At 64.4% G+C, this 16,241-nt stretch carries 19 protein-coding genes; 7 read left to right on the forward strand and 12 right to left on the reverse strand.

Annotated features, from left to right (window positions below; genetic code table 11):
- Nucleotides 1-3: 3 nt before the first annotated feature.
- The 5 genes from glp to PSH81_RS15445 all read right to left on the reverse strand — a co-directional run bounded on the left by glp (nt 4) and on the right by PSH81_RS15445 (nt 4,410).
- The gene (gene glp / locus PSH81_RS15425; RefSeq protein WP_226457530.1) at nt 4-1,230 is read right to left on the reverse strand and encodes a gephyrin-like molybdotransferase Glp; all 1,227 of its coding nucleotides are present in this window, start codon (nt 1,228-1,230) and stop codon (nt 4-6) included.
- Nucleotides 1,227-1,781 carry a molybdenum cofactor biosynthesis protein B gene (moaB, locus tag PSH81_RS15430; RefSeq protein WP_226457529.1) on the reverse strand — a complete coding sequence of 185 codons (555 nt, stop codon included), beginning with the start codon at nt 1,779-1,781 and terminating at the stop codon, nt 1,227-1,229. The genes glp and moaB overlap by 4 nt, the downstream gene beginning before the upstream one ends.
- An 83-nt stretch (nt 1,782-1,864) precedes the next feature.
- Nucleotides 1,865-2,512 (reverse strand): pyridoxamine 5'-phosphate oxidase, encoded by a 648-nt coding sequence (gene pdxH / locus PSH81_RS15435; RefSeq protein ID WP_305391005.1) that lies wholly within the window; start codon nt 2,510-2,512, stop codon nt 1,865-1,867.
- A gap of 296 nt (nt 2,513-2,808) precedes the next feature.
- Nucleotides 2,809-3,225, reverse strand: coding sequence for a hypothetical protein (locus PSH81_RS15440; protein ID WP_305391006.1), 417 nt, complete (start codon nt 3,223-3,225; stop codon nt 2,809-2,811).
- 9 nt (nt 3,226-3,234) lie between these two features.
- Entirely contained in the window at nt 3,235-4,410 is a 1,176-nt protein-coding gene (locus PSH81_RS15445; RefSeq protein WP_305391007.1) for an NnrS family protein, read from the reverse strand.
- A gap of 136 nt (nt 4,411-4,546) precedes the next feature.
- On the opposite strand from PSH81_RS15445, the gene PSH81_RS15450 reads away from it, so the two are divergent.
- Nucleotides 4,547-5,230, forward strand: coding sequence for a Crp/Fnr family transcriptional regulator (locus PSH81_RS15450; RefSeq protein WP_226457527.1), 684 nt, complete (start codon nt 4,547-4,549; stop codon nt 5,228-5,230).
- On the forward strand, nt 5,227-5,418 hold the full coding sequence (locus PSH81_RS15455) for a protein DnrP (RefSeq protein ID WP_192300754.1): 192 nt from the start codon (nt 5,227-5,229) through the stop codon (nt 5,416-5,418). The genes PSH81_RS15450 and PSH81_RS15455 overlap by 4 nt, the downstream gene beginning before the upstream one ends.
- On the opposite strand, the gene PSH81_RS15460 is transcribed toward PSH81_RS15455, so the two are convergent.
- From PSH81_RS15460 to PSH81_RS15490, 7 genes are all read right to left on the reverse strand, one after another.
- The gene (locus tag PSH81_RS15460) at nt 5,412-7,253 is read right to left on the reverse strand and encodes a nitric oxide reductase activation protein NorD (RefSeq protein ID WP_305391008.1); all 1,842 of its coding nucleotides are present in this window, start codon (nt 7,251-7,253) and stop codon (nt 5,412-5,414) included. The genes PSH81_RS15455 and PSH81_RS15460 overlap by 7 nt on opposite strands.
- Nucleotides 7,254-7,318: 65 nt before the next feature.
- Nucleotides 7,319-8,740, reverse strand: coding sequence for a cbb3-type cytochrome c oxidase subunit I (locus PSH81_RS15465; protein ID WP_226457525.1), 1,422 nt, complete (start codon nt 8,738-8,740; stop codon nt 7,319-7,321).
- Nucleotides 8,741-8,743: 3 nt separating this feature from the next.
- A complete protein-coding gene (locus tag PSH81_RS15470; protein WP_192300757.1) occupies nt 8,744-9,184 on the reverse strand; it encodes a cytochrome c in 441 nt (146 codons plus the stop codon).
- 240 nt (nt 9,185-9,424) lie between these two features.
- Entirely contained in the window at nt 9,425-9,781 is a 357-nt protein-coding gene (locus tag PSH81_RS15475; protein WP_305391009.1) for a hypothetical protein, read from the reverse strand.
- Between the two features lie 723 nt (nt 9,782-10,504).
- Entirely contained in the window at nt 10,505-10,738 is a 234-nt protein-coding gene (locus PSH81_RS15480; protein WP_305391010.1) for a cytochrome C oxidase subunit IV family protein, read from the reverse strand.
- A gap of 7 nt (nt 10,739-10,745) precedes the next feature.
- Complete coding sequence (locus PSH81_RS15485; RefSeq protein WP_192300804.1) at nt 10,746-11,264, reverse strand: cytochrome c oxidase subunit 3; 519 nt, start codon at nt 11,262-11,264, stop codon at nt 10,746-10,748.
- Between the two features lie 28 nt (nt 11,265-11,292).
- Nucleotides 11,293-12,069 (reverse strand): CbbQ/NirQ/NorQ/GpvN family protein, encoded by a 777-nt coding sequence (locus PSH81_RS15490; protein ID WP_192300761.1) that lies wholly within the window; start codon nt 12,067-12,069, stop codon nt 11,293-11,295.
- 289 nt (nt 12,070-12,358) lie between these two features.
- Between PSH81_RS15490 and nirS the strand changes: the two genes are divergently transcribed.
- The 5 genes from nirS to PSH81_RS15515 are packed head-to-tail and all read left to right on the forward strand — an operon-like array spanning nt 12,359 to nt 16,234.
- Complete coding sequence (nirS, locus tag PSH81_RS15495) at nt 12,359-13,936, forward strand: nitrite reductase (RefSeq protein WP_226457533.1); 1,578 nt, start codon at nt 12,359-12,361, stop codon at nt 13,934-13,936.
- A gap of 24 nt (nt 13,937-13,960) precedes the next feature.
- Nucleotides 13,961-14,275: a c-type cytochrome gene (locus tag PSH81_RS15500; RefSeq protein ID WP_226457522.1), complete on the forward strand. Its 315-nt coding sequence runs from the start codon at nt 13,961-13,963 to the stop codon at nt 14,273-14,275.
- 15 nt (nt 14,276-14,290) lie between these two features.
- Entirely contained in the window at nt 14,291-14,608 is a 318-nt protein-coding gene (locus PSH81_RS15505) for a cytochrome c (protein WP_192300764.1), read from the forward strand.
- Nucleotides 14,605-15,774: a cytochrome D1 domain-containing protein gene (locus PSH81_RS15510; protein WP_192300765.1), complete on the forward strand. Its 1,170-nt coding sequence runs from the start codon at nt 14,605-14,607 to the stop codon at nt 15,772-15,774. The genes PSH81_RS15505 and PSH81_RS15510 overlap by 4 nt, the downstream gene beginning before the upstream one ends.
- 1 nt (nt 15,775) lies before the next feature.
- Nucleotides 15,776-16,234 (forward strand): Lrp/AsnC family transcriptional regulator, encoded by a 459-nt coding sequence (locus PSH81_RS15515; RefSeq protein ID WP_192300766.1) that lies wholly within the window; start codon nt 15,776-15,778, stop codon nt 16,232-16,234.
- Nucleotides 16,235-16,241 lie beyond the last annotated feature (7 nt).

The raw sequence follows: 16,241 nt of genomic DNA on the forward strand, positions 1-16,241 counted from the left end.
TCCTTATTGAAAATCGGCAAAGGACAGGAACGGCACCGCCGCGCCCTTGGGCACCTGCTGTCCGCGTTCGACAATCACCAGGCCGTCGGCCCAACACGCGGGCGCGAGCATCGCCGAGCTTTGCTGCGGGTGCAGGATGGCGCGCAATTGCCCATCGATGCCGGGGCTCAAGCGCGCACGCAGGTATTGGCGGCGCTTGTTCGGCTTGGCCCAGTCAAACCCGGCCACCACGTTGATCGGCACCGGCAACACCCGCTCGGCCCCCTGGGCGCGCAGCAGGAACGGGCGCACCACCACCAACGCGGTGATCAGCGCGGCGGTCGGGTTGCCCGGCAGGCCGATCCACGGTTTGCCCGCGACCTGGCCGAACGCCAAGGGCTTGCCGGGCTGGATCGCCAGGCGCCAGAACTCGACCTTGCCGAGCGCCTGGATCGCCTGCTTGAGGTGGTCCTCCTCGCCCACCGACACACCGCCGGTGGTCAGCAGCAGGTCGCATTCGGAAGACGCCAGCACCAGCGCATCGCGGCTGGCCGCCAGGGCGTCGGCCATCACGCCGTAGTCGTGCACGTCCACGCCCCAACCGCGCAGCAACGCCGCGAGGAGGTGGCGGTTGCTGTTGTAGATCTGCCCGGGTGCGAGCGACTCACCCGGCTCGCGCAATTCATCACCGCTGCTGAGCAGGCACACCCGCAGCGGCCGATAGACCTTGACCCGCGGGATGCCCGCCGCCGCCAGCAGGCCGATCTCCTGGGCACGCAGGCGCTTGCCGGCGCTCAACACCCGTTGCCCGCGTTGCAGCTCTTCGCCGCGCTTGCGCACGTGTTCGCCCAGGCGCACGGGTGGGCACCAGATGCGCTGGCCATACACCCGGCAACGTTCCTGCGGCACCACGCTGTCGGCGCCCGCCGGCAACGGCGCACCCGTAAAGATGCGCACCGCCTGCCCGGCCTGCAACGGCACGTCGCTGCTGTGCCCGGCAGCGATGCGCCCGGCCACTTCGAGGTAACCACCCTGCTCCGGCACGTCAAACGCGCGCAGGGCGTAGCCGTCCATGGCGCTGTTGTCCCAGCTTGGCAGGTCGAGGGGTGAAAACACTTCGTCGGCGACGACCCGCCCAAGGGCCTGGGCCAAGGCAATCACTTCAGTGGAAGGCGGCGGCGGCGCCTGTGCCAGCAACTGTTCGATGGCCTCCTCTACCGGCAGCAGGTCGCCGCTGTCACACACGTTCATGAGCGTGCCTCACAGGCCGCGAGCGCCTGGTCGAGTTGTGGCTTGAGGTGCGGCGCGAAATTGCACGGGCCGGTGCGGCTGTCCAGTTGACCGACGAGAATCTGGTCCCAGGCGGTGCGGCACGCGCCCGGCGAACCTGGCATGCAGCACACCAGCACACCGTTGCTGAAACCGGCCAGGGCACGCGATTGCAGGGTCGACATGCCGATTTCGGCGAGGGACACCTGGCGAAACAGCTCGCCAAAACCGTCGACCTGTTTGTCCAGCAACGGCAGCACGGCCTGGGGCGTGTTATCTCGAGCGGTGAAGCCGGTGCCGCCGGTCATCAGCACCACTTGCACCTGGGGGTCGGCGATCCACTGCGAGACGCGCGCGCGGATCTGGTAGATGTCATCCATCACGATGCCGCGGTCGATCAGCATGTGGCCAGCGGTTTGCAGGCGGTCCACCAGGGTGTCGCCGGAGGTGTCGGTGTCGTAGGTGCGGGTGTCGCTGATGGTCAGCACCGCGATATTCAGGGAGACAAAACTGCGTTGGGTCAGATGGGCCATGATCCAGGCTCCAGGCGTTGAAAAGATGGTTGCAGCCTGCGCCGCAATGGGCGCAGGGCCTATTCCTCGGAGGAGGTATGCCGTTAGGGGGCCAGGCGCGTGCGTTGCCAGTGGCCGTCGTGCAGGCGGAAGTCGAGGCGGTCATGCAAACGATCCGCACGCCCCTGCCAGAACTCGATGCGCTGCGGTTGCAGGCAATAACCGCCCCATTGCTCCGGCCGTGGCGGTTGGCGCCCGGCGAAACGCTCGGTGACTTCACGCAGGCGGCCTTCCAGCTCGCTGCGATGGGCCAATGGCTGGCTCTGCGGCGAGGCCCAGGAGCCCAGTTGGCTGGCGGCCGGGCGGGCGTCGAAATAGTCGTCGGACAGTTCGGTGTCGGCCTTCATCACCGGGCCTTCGATGCGCACCTGGCGCTCCAGGCCGGGCCAGAAAAACGTCATGGCGGCGTGGGGGTTGCTCGCCAGTTCCTGGCCCTTGGCGCTCTGGTAATGACCGAAAAAGAAAAACCCTTCGGCGCTGAAGCCCTTGAGCAACAAGATGCGGCAATGGGCGTGGCCGCTGCTGTCGACCGTGGCCAGGGCCATGCTGTTGGCCTCGGCGGGCGGCACTTCCGTCTTGCGCGCCTGGGCCAGCCACTGGCCGAACAGCTCCAGCGGGTCGTCCTGCTCGCAGTCATCACGCAGGCCATAAAGGGTGTAGTTGCGGCGCAATTGCGCAAGGGACAGGGGCATGACGCGGTCCTCCGGAAAGTTCGCCACAGTGTGGGAACTGACGCCGAATGATCCCTTGACCGCGATCAACAATTGGCCGTGGCATGACGCCGCATGGCAACTGTGTACAACATCACATTCCTGCACCCTGGCCTTGAACACTCTGTAGTGCGCGGGCTTGCCCCGCGCCGGGTGGCGAAGCCGCCCCAACAAGGACGCCGCGGTGTTTCAGACAAACCAAGGTGCCTGGGTTTGGGGCGGCTGCGCCACCCAGCGCGGGGCAAGCCCGCTCACTACAAAGGCGGTTGATGCAGGGGTTACCACAGGGATTTGGCGAGGATCACGATCAGCACCATGTGCCCCAGGATGCTGCGCCGTATCCACAGTGCGCGCTTGGCACTCAGGCGCTTATGGGTCAGCCAGTACGCGAGCAGCAGGTAGTGCCCGATGATGCTCAGCGCCAGGCTGACTTTCAGGCTGAACAACAGCGTAAAACGAGCGGTCCACGGCACGCTCCAGTAGTGCCACGCCAGGCCCAGGCCCGCGCCGTACAGCACCACTACGACCCCGTGCAGCACCCGCCGCGATCGCCGGGCGATCGCCTGGTCCGAGGTGAATTGCGCCGACCAGGCCAACTCTTCCCGGGCGCTGTGCCAGATCACCAGTTCAAAAAACAGCGTGCCGATAAACGCGATGGCCGCCAGCAGATGTACGATCAGCAACAGTGAATACATAGCTGCCTCCTACCCTGGATGCCCGTCGACCCGCGCCTGCCAGAGCATCGGGCCATAACGCCACAGGTACAGCCCCAACCCGACGCACCAGCACGCCCCCGCCAGCCACAGCGCCGCCACCGGCCACACCAGCACCAGCAGCACCCGGCACACACACGCCAGGTTCAGCAGCGCAAACGCCAGGCTCATCCCACCTGGCGGTTGCAGCGAGCGGCCAGTGTGGCCGAGGCTGACCCGCGCGATCATCGCCAGGATCAAGCCCCCCATGGCCCCCACCGTCAGCGCATGCACCGCCAGGCTGGGGTTCAACGGCGCGCCGAAATGCCACAGCGCCATGCCCAGGCAGGCCAGCGCCAGCCAGGCGTACGCCAGGTGCAGCGACCACAACAGTGGCACCTGCCACAGGCCGCGCGCGTGCCAACGCACCAGGCGCAGCAGGTGGCCCACGCCAAGTGCGGCAAACAGCACGCCCAGCCAAAGGCGCGGCGACAGGGCCAGCCCGCTGGCATAGAACAGCGCCGCCAGGATCGAGCCGCCCAGCAGCAGATGATCCAGCCACGGCCACGGCTTGACCGCCTCGACCCGGCCCAGGCCGCGCTGGGTGAAAAACGGGATCACGCGGCCGCCGATCAAGCCCATCATCGCGGCCACCAGCCATAGCCCGGTGAGCACCGCCTGGCGTTGCAGGCCGAGGTCATACAGCGACAACCCATCCGCCACGGCCAGCAGCACCAGCACCAGCACAATCGGGTAGTTGCGCCGCTGGCGTACCTGCCACAGCGTCCAGCCCATCACCCCGGCCACCGCCAGCGGAAAGCTCAGTTCCAGCAGCGCCAGCAGCGGCCATGGAATATCCAGCAACCAGCCCAGGCGCGCCGCCAGCCACAAACCCGCCAGCGCCGCCAGGGGCGCACCGCTGAGGCCCGGGCGGCCGGTCCAGGTCTGCACCGCCGTCAGCAGGAACCCGGCGATGATCGCCACGCCAAAGCCAAACAGCAGTTCATGCCGATGCCAGACAAGCCAGCCGCCGGCCGGTTGCCAGTTGCCGGTCATGCCTCCCAGGGCCAGCAGCCACAGGGGAACCGCCAACGCCGCCAACAGGCACGCGCCGAGGAAGAACGGCCGGAAGGCCAGGCGAAACAACGGGGTAATCGACAGTGCCTTGCGCCGATCCAGAACTTGCATGCTGCGGCTCCTCAACTCATTTTCTGTGCCGATGGTGCGCCTGCGCGCGCGTCTTGCCCTTGTCGCAGATCAAGCTGTGCCAAGGGTAGTCGGATTAACCTTGAGCCCCCCTTCCCCTTTGTGTCCCGAGGTATTGATGGTGCTCCATCGTGTCCATCACCAGATCCTGCGCAGTCACCACCTGTTCGAGCCCATGGACGAGGCCCAACTGACTGAGCTGATGAGCAACAGCCAACTGCTCAATGTCGACAAGGGCGAGCCGCTGTTCCGCCAGGGCGAACCGGCCGAGGCGTTTTACTTTGTGATTGCCGGCGCGGTGAAAATCTACCGCCTGACCCCGGACGGCCAGGAGAAGGTGTTCGAGGTGATCGGCGAACGCCAGACGTTCGCCGAAGCGATGATGCTGATGGACACGCCCAACTACGTGGCGTGCGCCGAAGCGGTGTGCCCGAGCCAGGTGTATCGGCTGTCCAACGCCACCTACATGCGCCTGTTGCACAGCAACAGCCGCCTGACCTTCGCCCTGCTCGGCACGTTGTGCGTGCGCCTGCACCAGCGGGTCAACGAGATCGAGACACTGTCGCTGAAGAACGCCACCCACCGCGTGGTGCGCTACCTGCTCACACAACTGGTGCGCCAGCAGAACACCGAAACACGCTTCGAACTGCCCATGGCCAAGCAGTTGATCGCCGGGCACCTGTCGATCCAGCCGGAGACGTTCTCGCGGATTATCCGGCGCTTGATCGACGAAAAGATCATCACCCAGGACGGTCGTCATATCGCCATTCTCGACCGCCCGCGCCTGGAGCAATTCGAGTGAAGACCTGCCTGTACTGCCAGCGGCGCAACCCCGAAGCACGCGTCACCTGCGCACACTGCGCCATGCCGCTGCCGGCGTCCGAGGCCAGCAAACAGGCCCTGCGGCTGAGCCGCTTTCAGTGGTTCTGCGTGGGCCTGGCGCTGTTTTGCATCGCGATGTTCTTCTGGCTCCCCCGGGATATTTACTGACCCTCGGTCAACTGCCGGTACAGCTGCGGTAGCCGCTGCGGCAACTGCTGTGGCTGGCGGATCAGGGTGAAGCCGTTCGCGCCGAACATGTACGGCAGGTAGTCACCGGCCTGCTTGTCGATGGTGATGCAGAACGGGATCAAGCCCTGGCGCCGCGCTTCGAGCACCGCCTGGCGGGTGTCTTCCACGCCATAGCGGCCCTCGTACAGATCCAGGTCGTTGGGCTTGCCATCGGTGAGCAGCAACAACAGTTTGCGCCGCTGTGGGCAGGCCCCCAGCAGCCGGGTGGCCTGGCGGATCGCGGCGCCCATGCGCGTGTAGTAACCCGGCTTGAGCGCCTGGATCGCACCGCGGGTGTGGTCGTCATAGGGTTGCTGGAAGGACTTGAGCACCTGCATGCGCACCTGCTGGCGACGCAGGGACGAAAACCCGTACAGCGCAAAGCGGTCCCCCGCGCCGGCCAGGCTTTCGCCGAACAGCAGCAGGCTGTCGCGAATCACGTCGATGACCTTTTGGCTGTCGTTCAGGTGCGCATCGGTGGACATCGACAGGTCGGCCAGCAGCAGGCAGGCAAGGTCGCGGTGGCTGTGACGTTGCTCCATGAACAAGCCGCGCTCGGCGCAGGCGCCGTGCTGGCGTTGCACATGAAAATCCAGCCAGGCGTGCAGGTCGATTTCGCTGCCCTGGGGTTGCTGGCGCTGCCATTGGCGGTCGGTGCGCAGGTGCTGGAACTGGCGGCGCAAGCGCCGGGCCTCGGCATGCAGGCGCACTGGCAAAGGTTGCGGTGGCGCGTCGCGTAGCTGCATCAGTTGCAGGTTGACGAAGGCGTCTTGCAGGCGCTGCTGGCGGTAGTCCCACTCCGGCAGCTTGATCCCTGCGCCGAGGGGGATGTCATCAACGTCGGCGGGCGGCAGGTCGAGGTGCAGTTTCAGCCCGCCACTTTTGCGCACACGCTGGCGTGACAGGCTCAGTTGGTCGAGGTCTTCGGCCACGCGGGCGGCGTCGGGGTCGTCGCTGTCGTCGCTCCAGCGGTCGAGGTCGACGTGTTCGGTCCAACTGAACAGGTTCTCCAGGCGTACCACCAGCAGGCCGCCGTCGTGGCTCTGGTCATCCAGACGCGTGGCGCGCTTGGGTGCGCCGTGTTGTTCACTGGGCGCTGCTGACAGATCGTCGCCGCTGTCGTCGAGGTCGGCGCTTTGCGGCGTGTCGAGGTGCAGCGGCGGGTACAACCACAACGGCAACGGCCACGGCGCGCGCTCGCTGCGTGGCAGATGGCGCACACTGCCGGGCTCGCGCAGGGCCTTGCGCAGGGCTTTTTCCAGAGCCGCTTCGTCGGGGCGCAGGCTGGCGGGGTCGGGGCGCAAGGCGATGTGCGCATCCACCAGGCGCCGGTAGCTGGGGCCCATGGCGGGGTAGCGTTGCAGCAGCAGCCAGGTCCAGCGCTGGTTGTCCCGCGCCCAGTGGGTCATCGGGCCGGACTGTGCGGCAAGCAGGGCCAACCAGCGGTAAAGCTCCAGGTTGAGGCTGGCGTGGGGGAACACCGCCAGGCGGGACGGCAGGCGCAAACGGTTGCCGTCGCAGGACGCCAGCGGTGCCTGTTTGCAAGTGCCGGCAATACGCATCAACAGGTTACGGCGCAGCAGCAGGTCGCGTTCGCCGGCGGCTTCCAGGGCGATGCCTCCGGCGCCGCCGAGGGCGCGAAACAGCAGCGCCAGGCTGCGTTGGCGGTCGCTCAAGTGGACCTGCGCCGCAGGGAAATCCACGCTGGCGCGACGGGTGATAAAGCGGTGCCAGGCGCTGCCGACCCACTCTTCCAGTTCCAGGGTAAAAGCCATGGGCATTGCTCCAAACGTAAAACGGCCCGCTGAATCAGCCGGGCCGCCCTCTTGGGGATTAACGATCAATGCACAATCGGCACCGGTTCACCGGCCACCGCGCGGCGTTGCCGGAAGCTGTACAGGTAGCAGAGCAGTCCGAGCAGGAACACCACGCCGCTGGCCAACCGCGCCCAGAACAACCCGTGCAGATGTTCGGTGGTGGCCATGAACGGCAGCGCCACGCCGTCCACTGGCCAGCGTTGCAGCCACACCTGTACGGCGCCGGCGGCGGTGAGGAACAGGGTGATCATCACCATCGACAGCACCATCAGCCAGAAGCCCCAGACCTCGATGGTCTGCGAGCGGGCATCCGGCGCTTCGCCGAGGCCACGCAGGCGCGGCATGGCGTAGCTGATCAGGGTCATCACGATCATGGCGTAGGCGCCGAAGAACGCCAGGTGACCGTGGGCCGCGGTGAGCTGGGTGCCGTGGGTGTAGAAGTTGACCGGGGCCAAGGTGTGCAGGAACCCCCAGACCCCGGCGCCGAAGAACGCTGTCACCGTGGTGCCCTTGGCCCATAACGTTGCGGCACGGTTGGGGTGCTGGCGCCGACGGCGTTTGACCATGGTGAAGGCGAACATCACCATCGCCAGGAACGGCAGCGGTTCCAGTGCCGAGAAGATCGAACCGACCCACAACCACACCTGCGGCGCGCCGATCCAGAAGAAGTGGTGCCCGGTGCCGATGATCCCGGTGATCAAGGCCATGGCGATGATCACGTACAGCCATTTTTCCACCACCTCACGGTCGACGCCGGTGACCTTGATCAGCACGAACGCGAGCATCGAGCCCATGATCAATTCCCACACGCCTTCAACCCACAGGTGCACCACCCACCACCAGTAGAACTTGTCCCGCGCCAGGTTGCCGGGGTTGTAGAAGGAGAACAGGAAGAACACCGCCAGGCCGATCAGCCCGGTCATCATCACCATGCTGACCGTGGTCTTGCGGCCCTTGAGCAGGGTCATGCCGATGTTGTAGAGAAAGCCCAGGCATACCACGACGATGCCCATCTTGGTGATGGTCGGTTGCTCCAGGAACTCACGGCCCATGGTTGGCAGCAGTTCGTTGTGGGTCAGCTTGGCCAGCGCCGCGTAGGGCACCAACAGGTAGCCAAGGATGGTCAACACCCCGGCCACGGCAAACACCCAGAACAACAGGATCGCCAGTTTCGGACTGTGCAGCTCGCGGTCCGCCTCCTCGGGCACCAGGTAATAGGCGGCGCCCATGAAGCCGAACAGCAGCCATACGATCAACAGGTTGGTGTGAACCATCCGTGCCACGTTGAACGGAATCAGCGGGAACAGGAAGTCACCCACCACGTATTGCAGGCCCATGATCAGGCCGAACAGCACCTGGCCGACAAACAGCATCAGGGCAAACACAAAGTAGGGTTTGGCCACGGCCTGGGATTGGAATTTCAGATAGGGATTGACGCTGCGCATGGCTCAGCCCTCCTTGTTCGGTGGCCAGTTATTGGTGTCGATCTTCGAGCTCCATTTGAGGAACTCGGCCAGATCACCCACCTCCTGGTCACTGAGATTGAATTGCGGCATGGCCCGGCGCCCGGGCACGCCCAGGGGTTGCATCTTCATCCAGGCGTGCAGGAACGGCTTGAACCCTTCTTCACCGCCCCGGCGCTGGAACACATTGCCCAACTCCGGCGCAAAGTACGCGCCCTCGCCCAACAGGGTGTGGCAGCCGACGCAGTTGTTGCGCTCCCACACGCCCTTGCCGCGCACCACCGCTTCGGTGAGCTGGTCGACGTTGCTGCGAGTCGGAAAGGTCTGTTCGGTGTGGTAGGTCAGGGCCAGGAAAATCAGGAAGAAGAACACGCTTCCTCCGAAGTAGATATTCCTGGCCATGCCCTTGGTGAAGGTCTCTGACATGGTCGTCTTCCTCATGGCTTGGCGGGGGCCATGATAGGAAGGCGGGGTGTGAAAAGTGATTGATGGCGATCAAGAAGTGCGGATTGTGGAGGAGCTTGGCCCTCCCACACTCAGTCACCCCATAAACCTGCTACTGACGCGCTTGTAGTGAGCGAGCTTGCCCCGCGCCGGGTGGCGAAGCCGCCCCAAACGGTTAGCTGCAGTGTTTCAGGGAGACCGAGGTGCCAGGCCCTCCCACATTTAAGTCAACATCAATCCTGCTGCTGTCATGGTCAGCGCAGCGAGGTGAGTGATGGCACACGGGATGATGATCCAGCGTTTCAATTGCCCCGGCACGCTTGCAACTTCATCAAGATCCACGAGCCTTCGCCAGTAGAACACTTTAGGCATCACCAACACATACGCCATCAGATTCAACCGCAAAGGCTTCCCATCGAGAGGCAAGCTGCGAAACAAGTGCTTGCAGGAAACTATGAATACGCTGTGAGGCAAGTAACCTTCTGCTGCTTCAAGCTTGGTGAACATACTGTAATAGAGCAGAGGAAGGCTAAGTATCATGACCACTCCTGCGCCCATGCCTATGAACTCAAGACTCATCGTTCACTTCGGGAGTTTTCATAGAGATAAGTGCCCACGTGCTCTCCAAGCTTATTGCCCTGTGTACCTCCTAATAGCCCACCGGCCGTACCTCCGACAATTGCACAAGCCAGAGCTCCAGTACCCGCTGTAGGTATACCGAACACCACAGCACAAGCGATTACCGCTGTCGATGCGCCCAGGTAGCCCATACGAGCCGCCCCAGCCACCCCAAACACCAGCTTTCCACCCTCGACATAAGCTTGGCTGCTTCAGTGGTGCACGACGCCGTGCGACTATCTCCGATGATCACCCGTTGCCCAGGCAGCACCACGGTATTGCGGAGACGTTGGTTGAGAGTCTCGAATTTTGCCTGGCTATGCGGATCAAGCGCCAAACTGAGTTTGAGCAATGGGTAGGATTGCGGTCGTTCATTGATAAATGCGTAGGGTCCTTGCATCGCATGCACCTCCAAGACTGTGGCGCACGACTATAAGAAAGCACCGCAGAAGGAGTAAGACAGCGTCTGGGGCGTAACTCATGTTTCGGAAATGAACTACAAATGACCAGGTAATTGCCTACCACAACCTGCCACTGGTCGCTGTAGTGAGCGGGCTTGCCCCGCGCTGGGTGGCGAAGCCGCCCCAGATCCAGGCACCTCGGTCCTCCTGAAACACCACCGCGGACTGTTTGGGGCGGCTTCGCCACCCAGCGCGGGCAAGCCCGCTCACTACAAAGGCGCGCTCAGCAGATCGCGCCGACAAGCAGCGCCAGCACCACGGCCCATCCCAACAGCATCAGCCGCCACCCCCAGGGCGCATGCCGCAATTCCATGAACCCGTCCGCAATCAGCCACGCCTTCGAGACCGCCAACAGCAGCACCGCCCACCACACGCCTGCAGCGCCCGTGAGCACCGTCCCGGCACTCAGCGACACCAACACCGCCCAACACACCAGCAACCCCTGCGACGTGCTCATCGATCCTTCACCCCATCACATACACCACCGGAAACAACACCACCCACACCAGGTCGACCATGTGCCAATACAACACGCCCGACTCCACCCCGCTTATCGCCACCCTTCCCCGCCAGCATCCCACCGCCAGCCACCCGAGGATCACCATGCCCAGCAGCACATGCAGGAAATGAAACCCCGTCAATACCCAGTACAAAGTGAAAAACCGGCTGTATTCCAAGCCCAGCCCAACCCCCGCCAGGTGGGCGTATTCCTCCAGCTTGATGCCCACGTAAATCAACGCTGCCAACAACGCCGCACAAAACCACCCGGCACCGCGCCGCGATGGCTGCCCACGCACTTGCTGCAACCCCAGCGCGGCGCACAATCCGGCGGTCAGCAGGCTCACGGTCATCGCCAGCCCGGTGGAGCTGTCCAGCTGGCTGCGGCCCAGGGCAAACACTTCGGGTTCAAGGCGCTGCGTCACGGCAAACGTCAGGATCAAAATCGCAAACACCGTCAACTCGGCGAGGATGAAAAACCACATCGCCAAGTCGCCCGGCAGGCGCCGTGATTCAAGCAAAGTGCACGTCCACCACGTCCATCAGCGCCGCGACGGTATGCGGGTCGTCGCTCAAGGCCTGGGCCAGGCAGGCCAGGCAGGCTTCACGCGGTGGCATGCCGGCGGCGATGAGGCGGGCGGTGAAGATCAGCAGGCGCGTGGAGGCGACTTCCTCCAAGTCGTGTTGATCGAGACGCCGCAACGCCTGGCCCAGGCGCACCACTTCGGCGGCCAGCGCACTGTCCACCTGGGCCTCCTGGGCGACGATACGCGCTTCATCGGCTGGCGCCGGATAGTCGAAGCGCATCGCCACGAAACGCTGGCGGGTGCTGGGTTTCATACCCTTGAGCAGGTTCTGGTAGCCGGGGTTGTACGACACCACCAGCATGAACGACGGCGGCGCCTTGACCACTTCGCCGGTGCGTTCCAGGTACAGCTCGCGGCGGTCGTCGGCCACCGGGTGCAGGACCACAGTGGTGTCCTGGCGCGCCTCGACCACTTCATCGAGGTAGCAGATGCCACCTTCGCGCACCGCACGGGTCAGCGGGCCGTCCTGCCACCAGGTGCCTTGGGCACCGATCAGGTGGCGGCCGACCAGGTCGGCGGCGCTGAGATCGTCGTGACAGGCCACGGTGTACAGCGGCAACTGCAAGCGGTGCGCCATGTGCTGCACAAAGCGGGTTTTGCCGCAGCCGGTCGGGCCTTTGATCAGCACCGGCATGCGGTGGCGCCAGGCATGTTCGAACAGCAGGCATTCATTGTCGACGGGTTGGTAGAAAGGTTCGCTCATGACACAGGTCCACAGCTGATTTGCGGCCACGCTAAGGGCGCCTGCGACAACCTGGCAAGCGCTACCCAAAGCAAACTTGATCGCCGTCAAGCGAGCATTCCAACACCTCGCCATAGTCTGGCCAGGCACTAAGAACCTGCGCCCGCACCCCGTTGCGCGGCACCGCAAAGGTCTCGCCTGAGGAGTAAATGGAATGCTGACTCGCAACAGAACCACCTTCACCTTGAGCCTCGCCAGCCTGAGCTGCGCACTGGCCCTCGCCCTGCCCTTGAACGCCCATGGCGCGGTCATGCCTGCCGTGGTGAAAACCGCCGGCGCGCCGGACATGAGCCAGGCCGACTTCGACACCTCCAAGCAGATTTACTTCGAACGCTGCGCCGGTTGCCACGGTGTGCTGCGCAAGGGCGCCACTGGCAAACCGCTGACCCCAGACATCACCCAGTCCCGTGGCCAGGCCTACCTCGAAGCGTTGATCACCTACGGCTCCCCCGCCGGCATGCCGAACTGGGGCACCTCCAATGCGCTGACCAAGGCGCAGATCAGCAGCATGGCCAGCTTTATCCAGCACACCGCGCCCACCCCGCCGGAATGGGGCATGGCCGAGACGCTCAAGACCTGGAAAGTCCTGGTCAAACCTGAAGACCGGCCCAAGCACCAGCTGAATAAACTCAACCTGGAAAACCTGTTCTCCGTAACCCTGCGCGACGACGGCAAGATCGCCCTGATCGACGGCGACACCAAGCAGATCGTCAAGCTGATCGACACCGGCTACGCCGTGCACATCTCACGCATCTCCGCCTCGGGCCGCTACCTGCTGGTGATCGGCCGCGACGCCAAGATCGACATGATCGACCTGTGGCCCGCCGAGCCGACCAAGGTCGCCGAGATCAAAGTGGGCATCGAAGCGCGTTCGGTGGAGACCTCCAAGTTCAAGGGTTTCGAGGACAAGTACACCATCGCCGGCTCCTACTGGCCGCCGCAGTTCACCATCATGGACGGCGAAACCCTGGAGCCCAAGCAGATCGTCTCGACCCGTGGCATGACCGTCGACAAGCAGGAGTACCACCCCGAACCGCGGGTGGCGGCAATCATTGCGTCCCACGAATGGCCGGAGTTCATCGTCAACGTCAAGGAAACCGGCAAGGTCATGCTGGTCAATTACCAGGACATCAAGAACCTCACCATCACCACCATCGACGCCGCGCCGTTCCTGCATGACGGCGGTTGGGACAGTACCCACCGCTACTTCCTCACGGCGGCCAACAACTCGAACAAGGTCGCGGTGATCGACTCCAAGCAGCGCACCCTCACCGCCCTGGTCGACGTCGGCAAGACCCCACACCCCGGGCGTGGCGCCAACTTCGTGCACCCGCAATACGGCCCGGTGTGGGCCACCAGTCACTTGGGCGACGGCGGGATTTCGGTGATCGGCACCGACCCGGTCAAGCACGCGCAATACGCCTGGAAACAAGTGGCATCGCTCAGCGGCCAGGGTGGTGGTTCGCTGTTTATCAAGACCCACCCCAACTCCCACCACCTGTATGTCGACACCACCCTCAACCCCGACGCCAAGCTGAGCCAGTCGGTCGCCGTGTTCGACATCAACAACCTCGACAAAGGCTACAGCGTGCTGCCGATTGCCGAGTACTCGGGGATCAAGCAAGGCGCGTTGCGCGTGGTGCAACCGGAATACAACAAGGCCGGTGACGAGGTGTGGTTCTCGGTGTGGAACGGCCAGACCGAGGAATCGGCGCTGGTGGTGATCGACGACAAGACCTTGAAGCTCAAACACGTGATCAAGGACAAGCGCCTGATCACACCCACCGGCAAGTTCAACGTGTTCAACACCCAACACGACATTTATTGAGCCTGATCAACAAGGGAATCTGCCATGAAAAATATGCTCCTCGCACTGCTCGCCAGCACCGCGTTTACCGGCCTGCAACCGGCCCTCGCCCAGGACGGCCCGGCGCTGTTCAAGAGCAAACCGTGCGCGGCGTGCCACAGCATCGACAGCAAAGTCGTCGGGCCGGCGCTCAAGGACGTGGCCGCCAAGAACGCGGCGGTAAAAGACGCGGCCACCACCCTTGCCAGCCACATCAAGAACGGCACCCAGGGCAACTGGGGGCCGATCCCGATGCCGCCGAACCAGGTGACGGATGACGAAGCGAAGACGTTGGCCACCTGGATCCTGACCTTGAAATAACCCGAGGAGCGCGCCATGCAAGTTTCGATGATCGGTGCGGCCATGGCGCTGCTGCTACTCATTCCCCTGCCCGTCGGCGCTGCCGTGGATGCACGCCGCCTGGAACACCTGCTGACCCAGGACTGCGGCGCGTGCCACGGCCTGTACCTCACTGGCGGCCTCGGCCCGCCGCTGACGCCCCAGGCCTTGGCCGGTAAAAGCCGCGACAGCCTGATCGCCACCGTGGCCTACGGCCGCCCTACCCGCGCCATGCCCGGTTGGGCGCCGCTGCTCAACGCCAGTGAAATCGCCTGGCTGGTCGACCGTCTCTTGAGAGGAAGCCTCGCGCCATGATCCGTCCGTTGAGCTTGTCCCTGTGCCTGTTGCTTGGCGCCTGCACCCAGCCCGCAGTGCGCGGCAGCGGTGACCTGGGCCTGGTGATCGAACGCGCCAGCGCCAGTGTGCAAATCATTGAAACCAGCGGCATCACCGCCCTGGCGCGCATCGACGGCCTGGGCGACCTGTCCCACGCCTCGGTGGTGTTCTCCCGCGACCAGCGCTATGCCTACATCTTTGGCCGCGACGGCGGGCTGACCAAGGTTGACTTGCTGGGCCAGCGCATCGACAAACGCATCCTCCAGGGCGGCAACAGCATCGGCGGTGCGATCAGCCAGGATGGGCGCCTGATTGCCGTGTCCAACTACCAGCCCGGCGGGGTCAAGGTGTTCGACGCCGCGACCCTGGCCCTGGTCGCCGACATCCCCGCCACCCCGTTGCCCGACGGCAAGCGCTCACGGGTCGTGGGCCTGGTGGATGCGCCCGGCCAGCGCTTCGTATTCAGCCTGTTCGACACGGGCGAGATCTGGAGCGCGGATTTCAGTCATGGCACCGCGCCCACCATCCGCCGCTTCAAAGACATCGGTGAGCAACCCTACGACGCGCTGATCACCGCCGACGGCCGCTACTACATGGCCGGGCTGTTCGGCGAGGACGGCATGGCCCAACTCGACCTGTGGCACCCGGAACAAGGCGTCAAGCGCGTGCTCGCCGACTACGGCCGTGGCCAGGCCAAATTGCCGGTGTACAAGATGCCCCACCTCGAAGGCTGGGCCGTGGCCGACAACCAGGCCTTCGTGCCTGCCGTGGGTCGCCACCAGGTGCTGGTGATGGACGCACGCAACTGGCAGCAGACCGCCGCCATCGCCGTGGCCGGCCAGCCGATCTTCGTGACGGCGCGGCCGGACGGGCGCCAGCTGTGGGTCAACTTCGCCTACCCGGACAACGACCGCGTGCAGGTACTTGACAGCCAAACCCACCAGATCGTTGCCGACCTGCGCCCCGGTCCCGGTGTGCTGCACATGGAGTTCACCGGGCGTGGCGAGCAACTGTGGTTGTCGGTGCGTGACGGTGAGCAGGTGCAGGTCTGGGACCCGTATCGCCTAACCTTGCTCAAGACCTTGCCGGCCTTGAGCCCCAGCGGAATTTTCTTCAGCAGCCGTGCGCAAAAAATGGGGTATTGAGATGGACCTTGACCTGCTCAGCCAGCAATTGATCGAACGCTACCAGCACGGCATGCCGCTGTGCGCCGAACCCTACCGGGAAATGGCCCAGGTGCTGGGCTGTCGCGAAGCCGAGGTGATGGCCTGCCTGCAACGCCTGGAACTGGCCGGCGCGCTGTCGCGCATCGGCCCGGTGTTCGAACACACCCGCGCCGGCGCCAGCACGCTGGCCGCCCTGGCGGTGCCGCTTGAGCGGCTGGAACAGGTGGCCCATCGGGTCAGCCAGTACCCGGAGGTCAATCACAACTACGCACGCGAGCACCATTACAACCTGTGGTTCGTGCTCACCGGGCCGCACCGCCAGCACTTGGAACAGATCCTCGACGAGCTGGAGAAAGACACCGGCCTGCGCCCCCTGGATTTGCCGATGCTCACTGCCTACCGCATCGACCTCGGGTTCTCCCTGGGAGCGCACCCGTGATCACGCC

The sequence above is a fragment of the Pseudomonas sp. FP2335 genome (assembly GCF_030687535.1).
GTDB lineage: Bacteria > Pseudomonadota > Gammaproteobacteria > Pseudomonadales > Pseudomonadaceae > Aquipseudomonas.

Coding starts and splice junctions, on each gene's coding strand:
- glp (WP_226457530.1), bottom strand. CDS start 1,230: ATGAACGTGTGTGACAGCGGCGACCTGCTGCCGGTAGAGGAGGCCATC.
- PSH81_RS15500 (WP_226457522.1), top strand. CDS start 13,961: ATGAAAAATATGCTCCTCGCACTGCTCGCCAGCACCGCGTTTACCGGC.
- PSH81_RS15440 (WP_305391006.1), bottom strand. CDS start 3,225: ATGTATTCACTGTTGCTGATCGTACATCTGCTGGCGGCCATCGCGTTT.
- PSH81_RS15475 (WP_305391009.1), bottom strand. CDS start 9,781: ATGAGTCTTGAGTTCATAGGCATGGGCGCAGGAGTGGTCATGATACTT.
- PSH81_RS15445 (WP_305391007.1), bottom strand. CDS start 4,410: ATGCAAGTTCTGGATCGGCGCAAGGCACTGTCGATTACCCCGTTGTTT.
- PSH81_RS15465 (WP_226457525.1), bottom strand. CDS start 8,740: ATGCGCAGCGTCAATCCCTATCTGAAATTCCAATCCCAGGCCGTGGCC.
- PSH81_RS15485 (WP_192300804.1), bottom strand. CDS start 11,264: ATGTGGTTTTTCATCCTCGCCGAGTTGACGGTGTTTGCGATTTTGATC.
- moaB (WP_226457529.1), bottom strand. CDS start 1,781: ATGGCCCATCTGACCCAACGCAGTTTTGTCTCCCTGAATATCGCGGTG.
- PSH81_RS15505 (WP_192300764.1), top strand. CDS start 14,291: ATGCAAGTTTCGATGATCGGTGCGGCCATGGCGCTGCTGCTACTCATT.
- PSH81_RS15480 (WP_305391010.1), bottom strand. CDS start 10,738: ATGAGCACGTCGCAGGGGTTGCTGGTGTGTTGGGCGGTGTTGGTGTCG.
- PSH81_RS15460 (WP_305391008.1), bottom strand. CDS start 7,253: ATGGCTTTTACCCTGGAACTGGAAGAGTGGGTCGGCAGCGCCTGGCAC.
- PSH81_RS15470 (WP_192300757.1), bottom strand. CDS start 9,184: ATGTCAGAGACCTTCACCAAGGGCATGGCCAGGAATATCTACTTCGGA.
- pdxH (WP_305391005.1), bottom strand. CDS start 2,512: ATGCCCCTGTCCCTTGCGCAATTGCGCCGCAACTACACCCTTTATGGC.
- PSH81_RS15515 (WP_192300766.1), top strand. CDS start 15,776: ATGGACCTTGACCTGCTCAGCCAGCAATTGATCGAACGCTACCAGCAC.
- PSH81_RS15450 (WP_226457527.1), top strand. CDS start 4,547: ATGGTGCTCCATCGTGTCCATCACCAGATCCTGCGCAGTCACCACCTG.
- PSH81_RS15510 (WP_192300765.1), top strand. CDS start 14,605: ATGATCCGTCCGTTGAGCTTGTCCCTGTGCCTGTTGCTTGGCGCCTGC.
- nirS (WP_226457533.1), top strand. CDS start 12,359: ATGCCTGCCGTGGTGAAAACCGCCGGCGCGCCGGACATGAGCCAGGCC.
- PSH81_RS15490 (WP_192300761.1), bottom strand. CDS start 12,069: ATGAGCGAACCTTTCTACCAACCCGTCGACAATGAATGCCTGCTGTTC.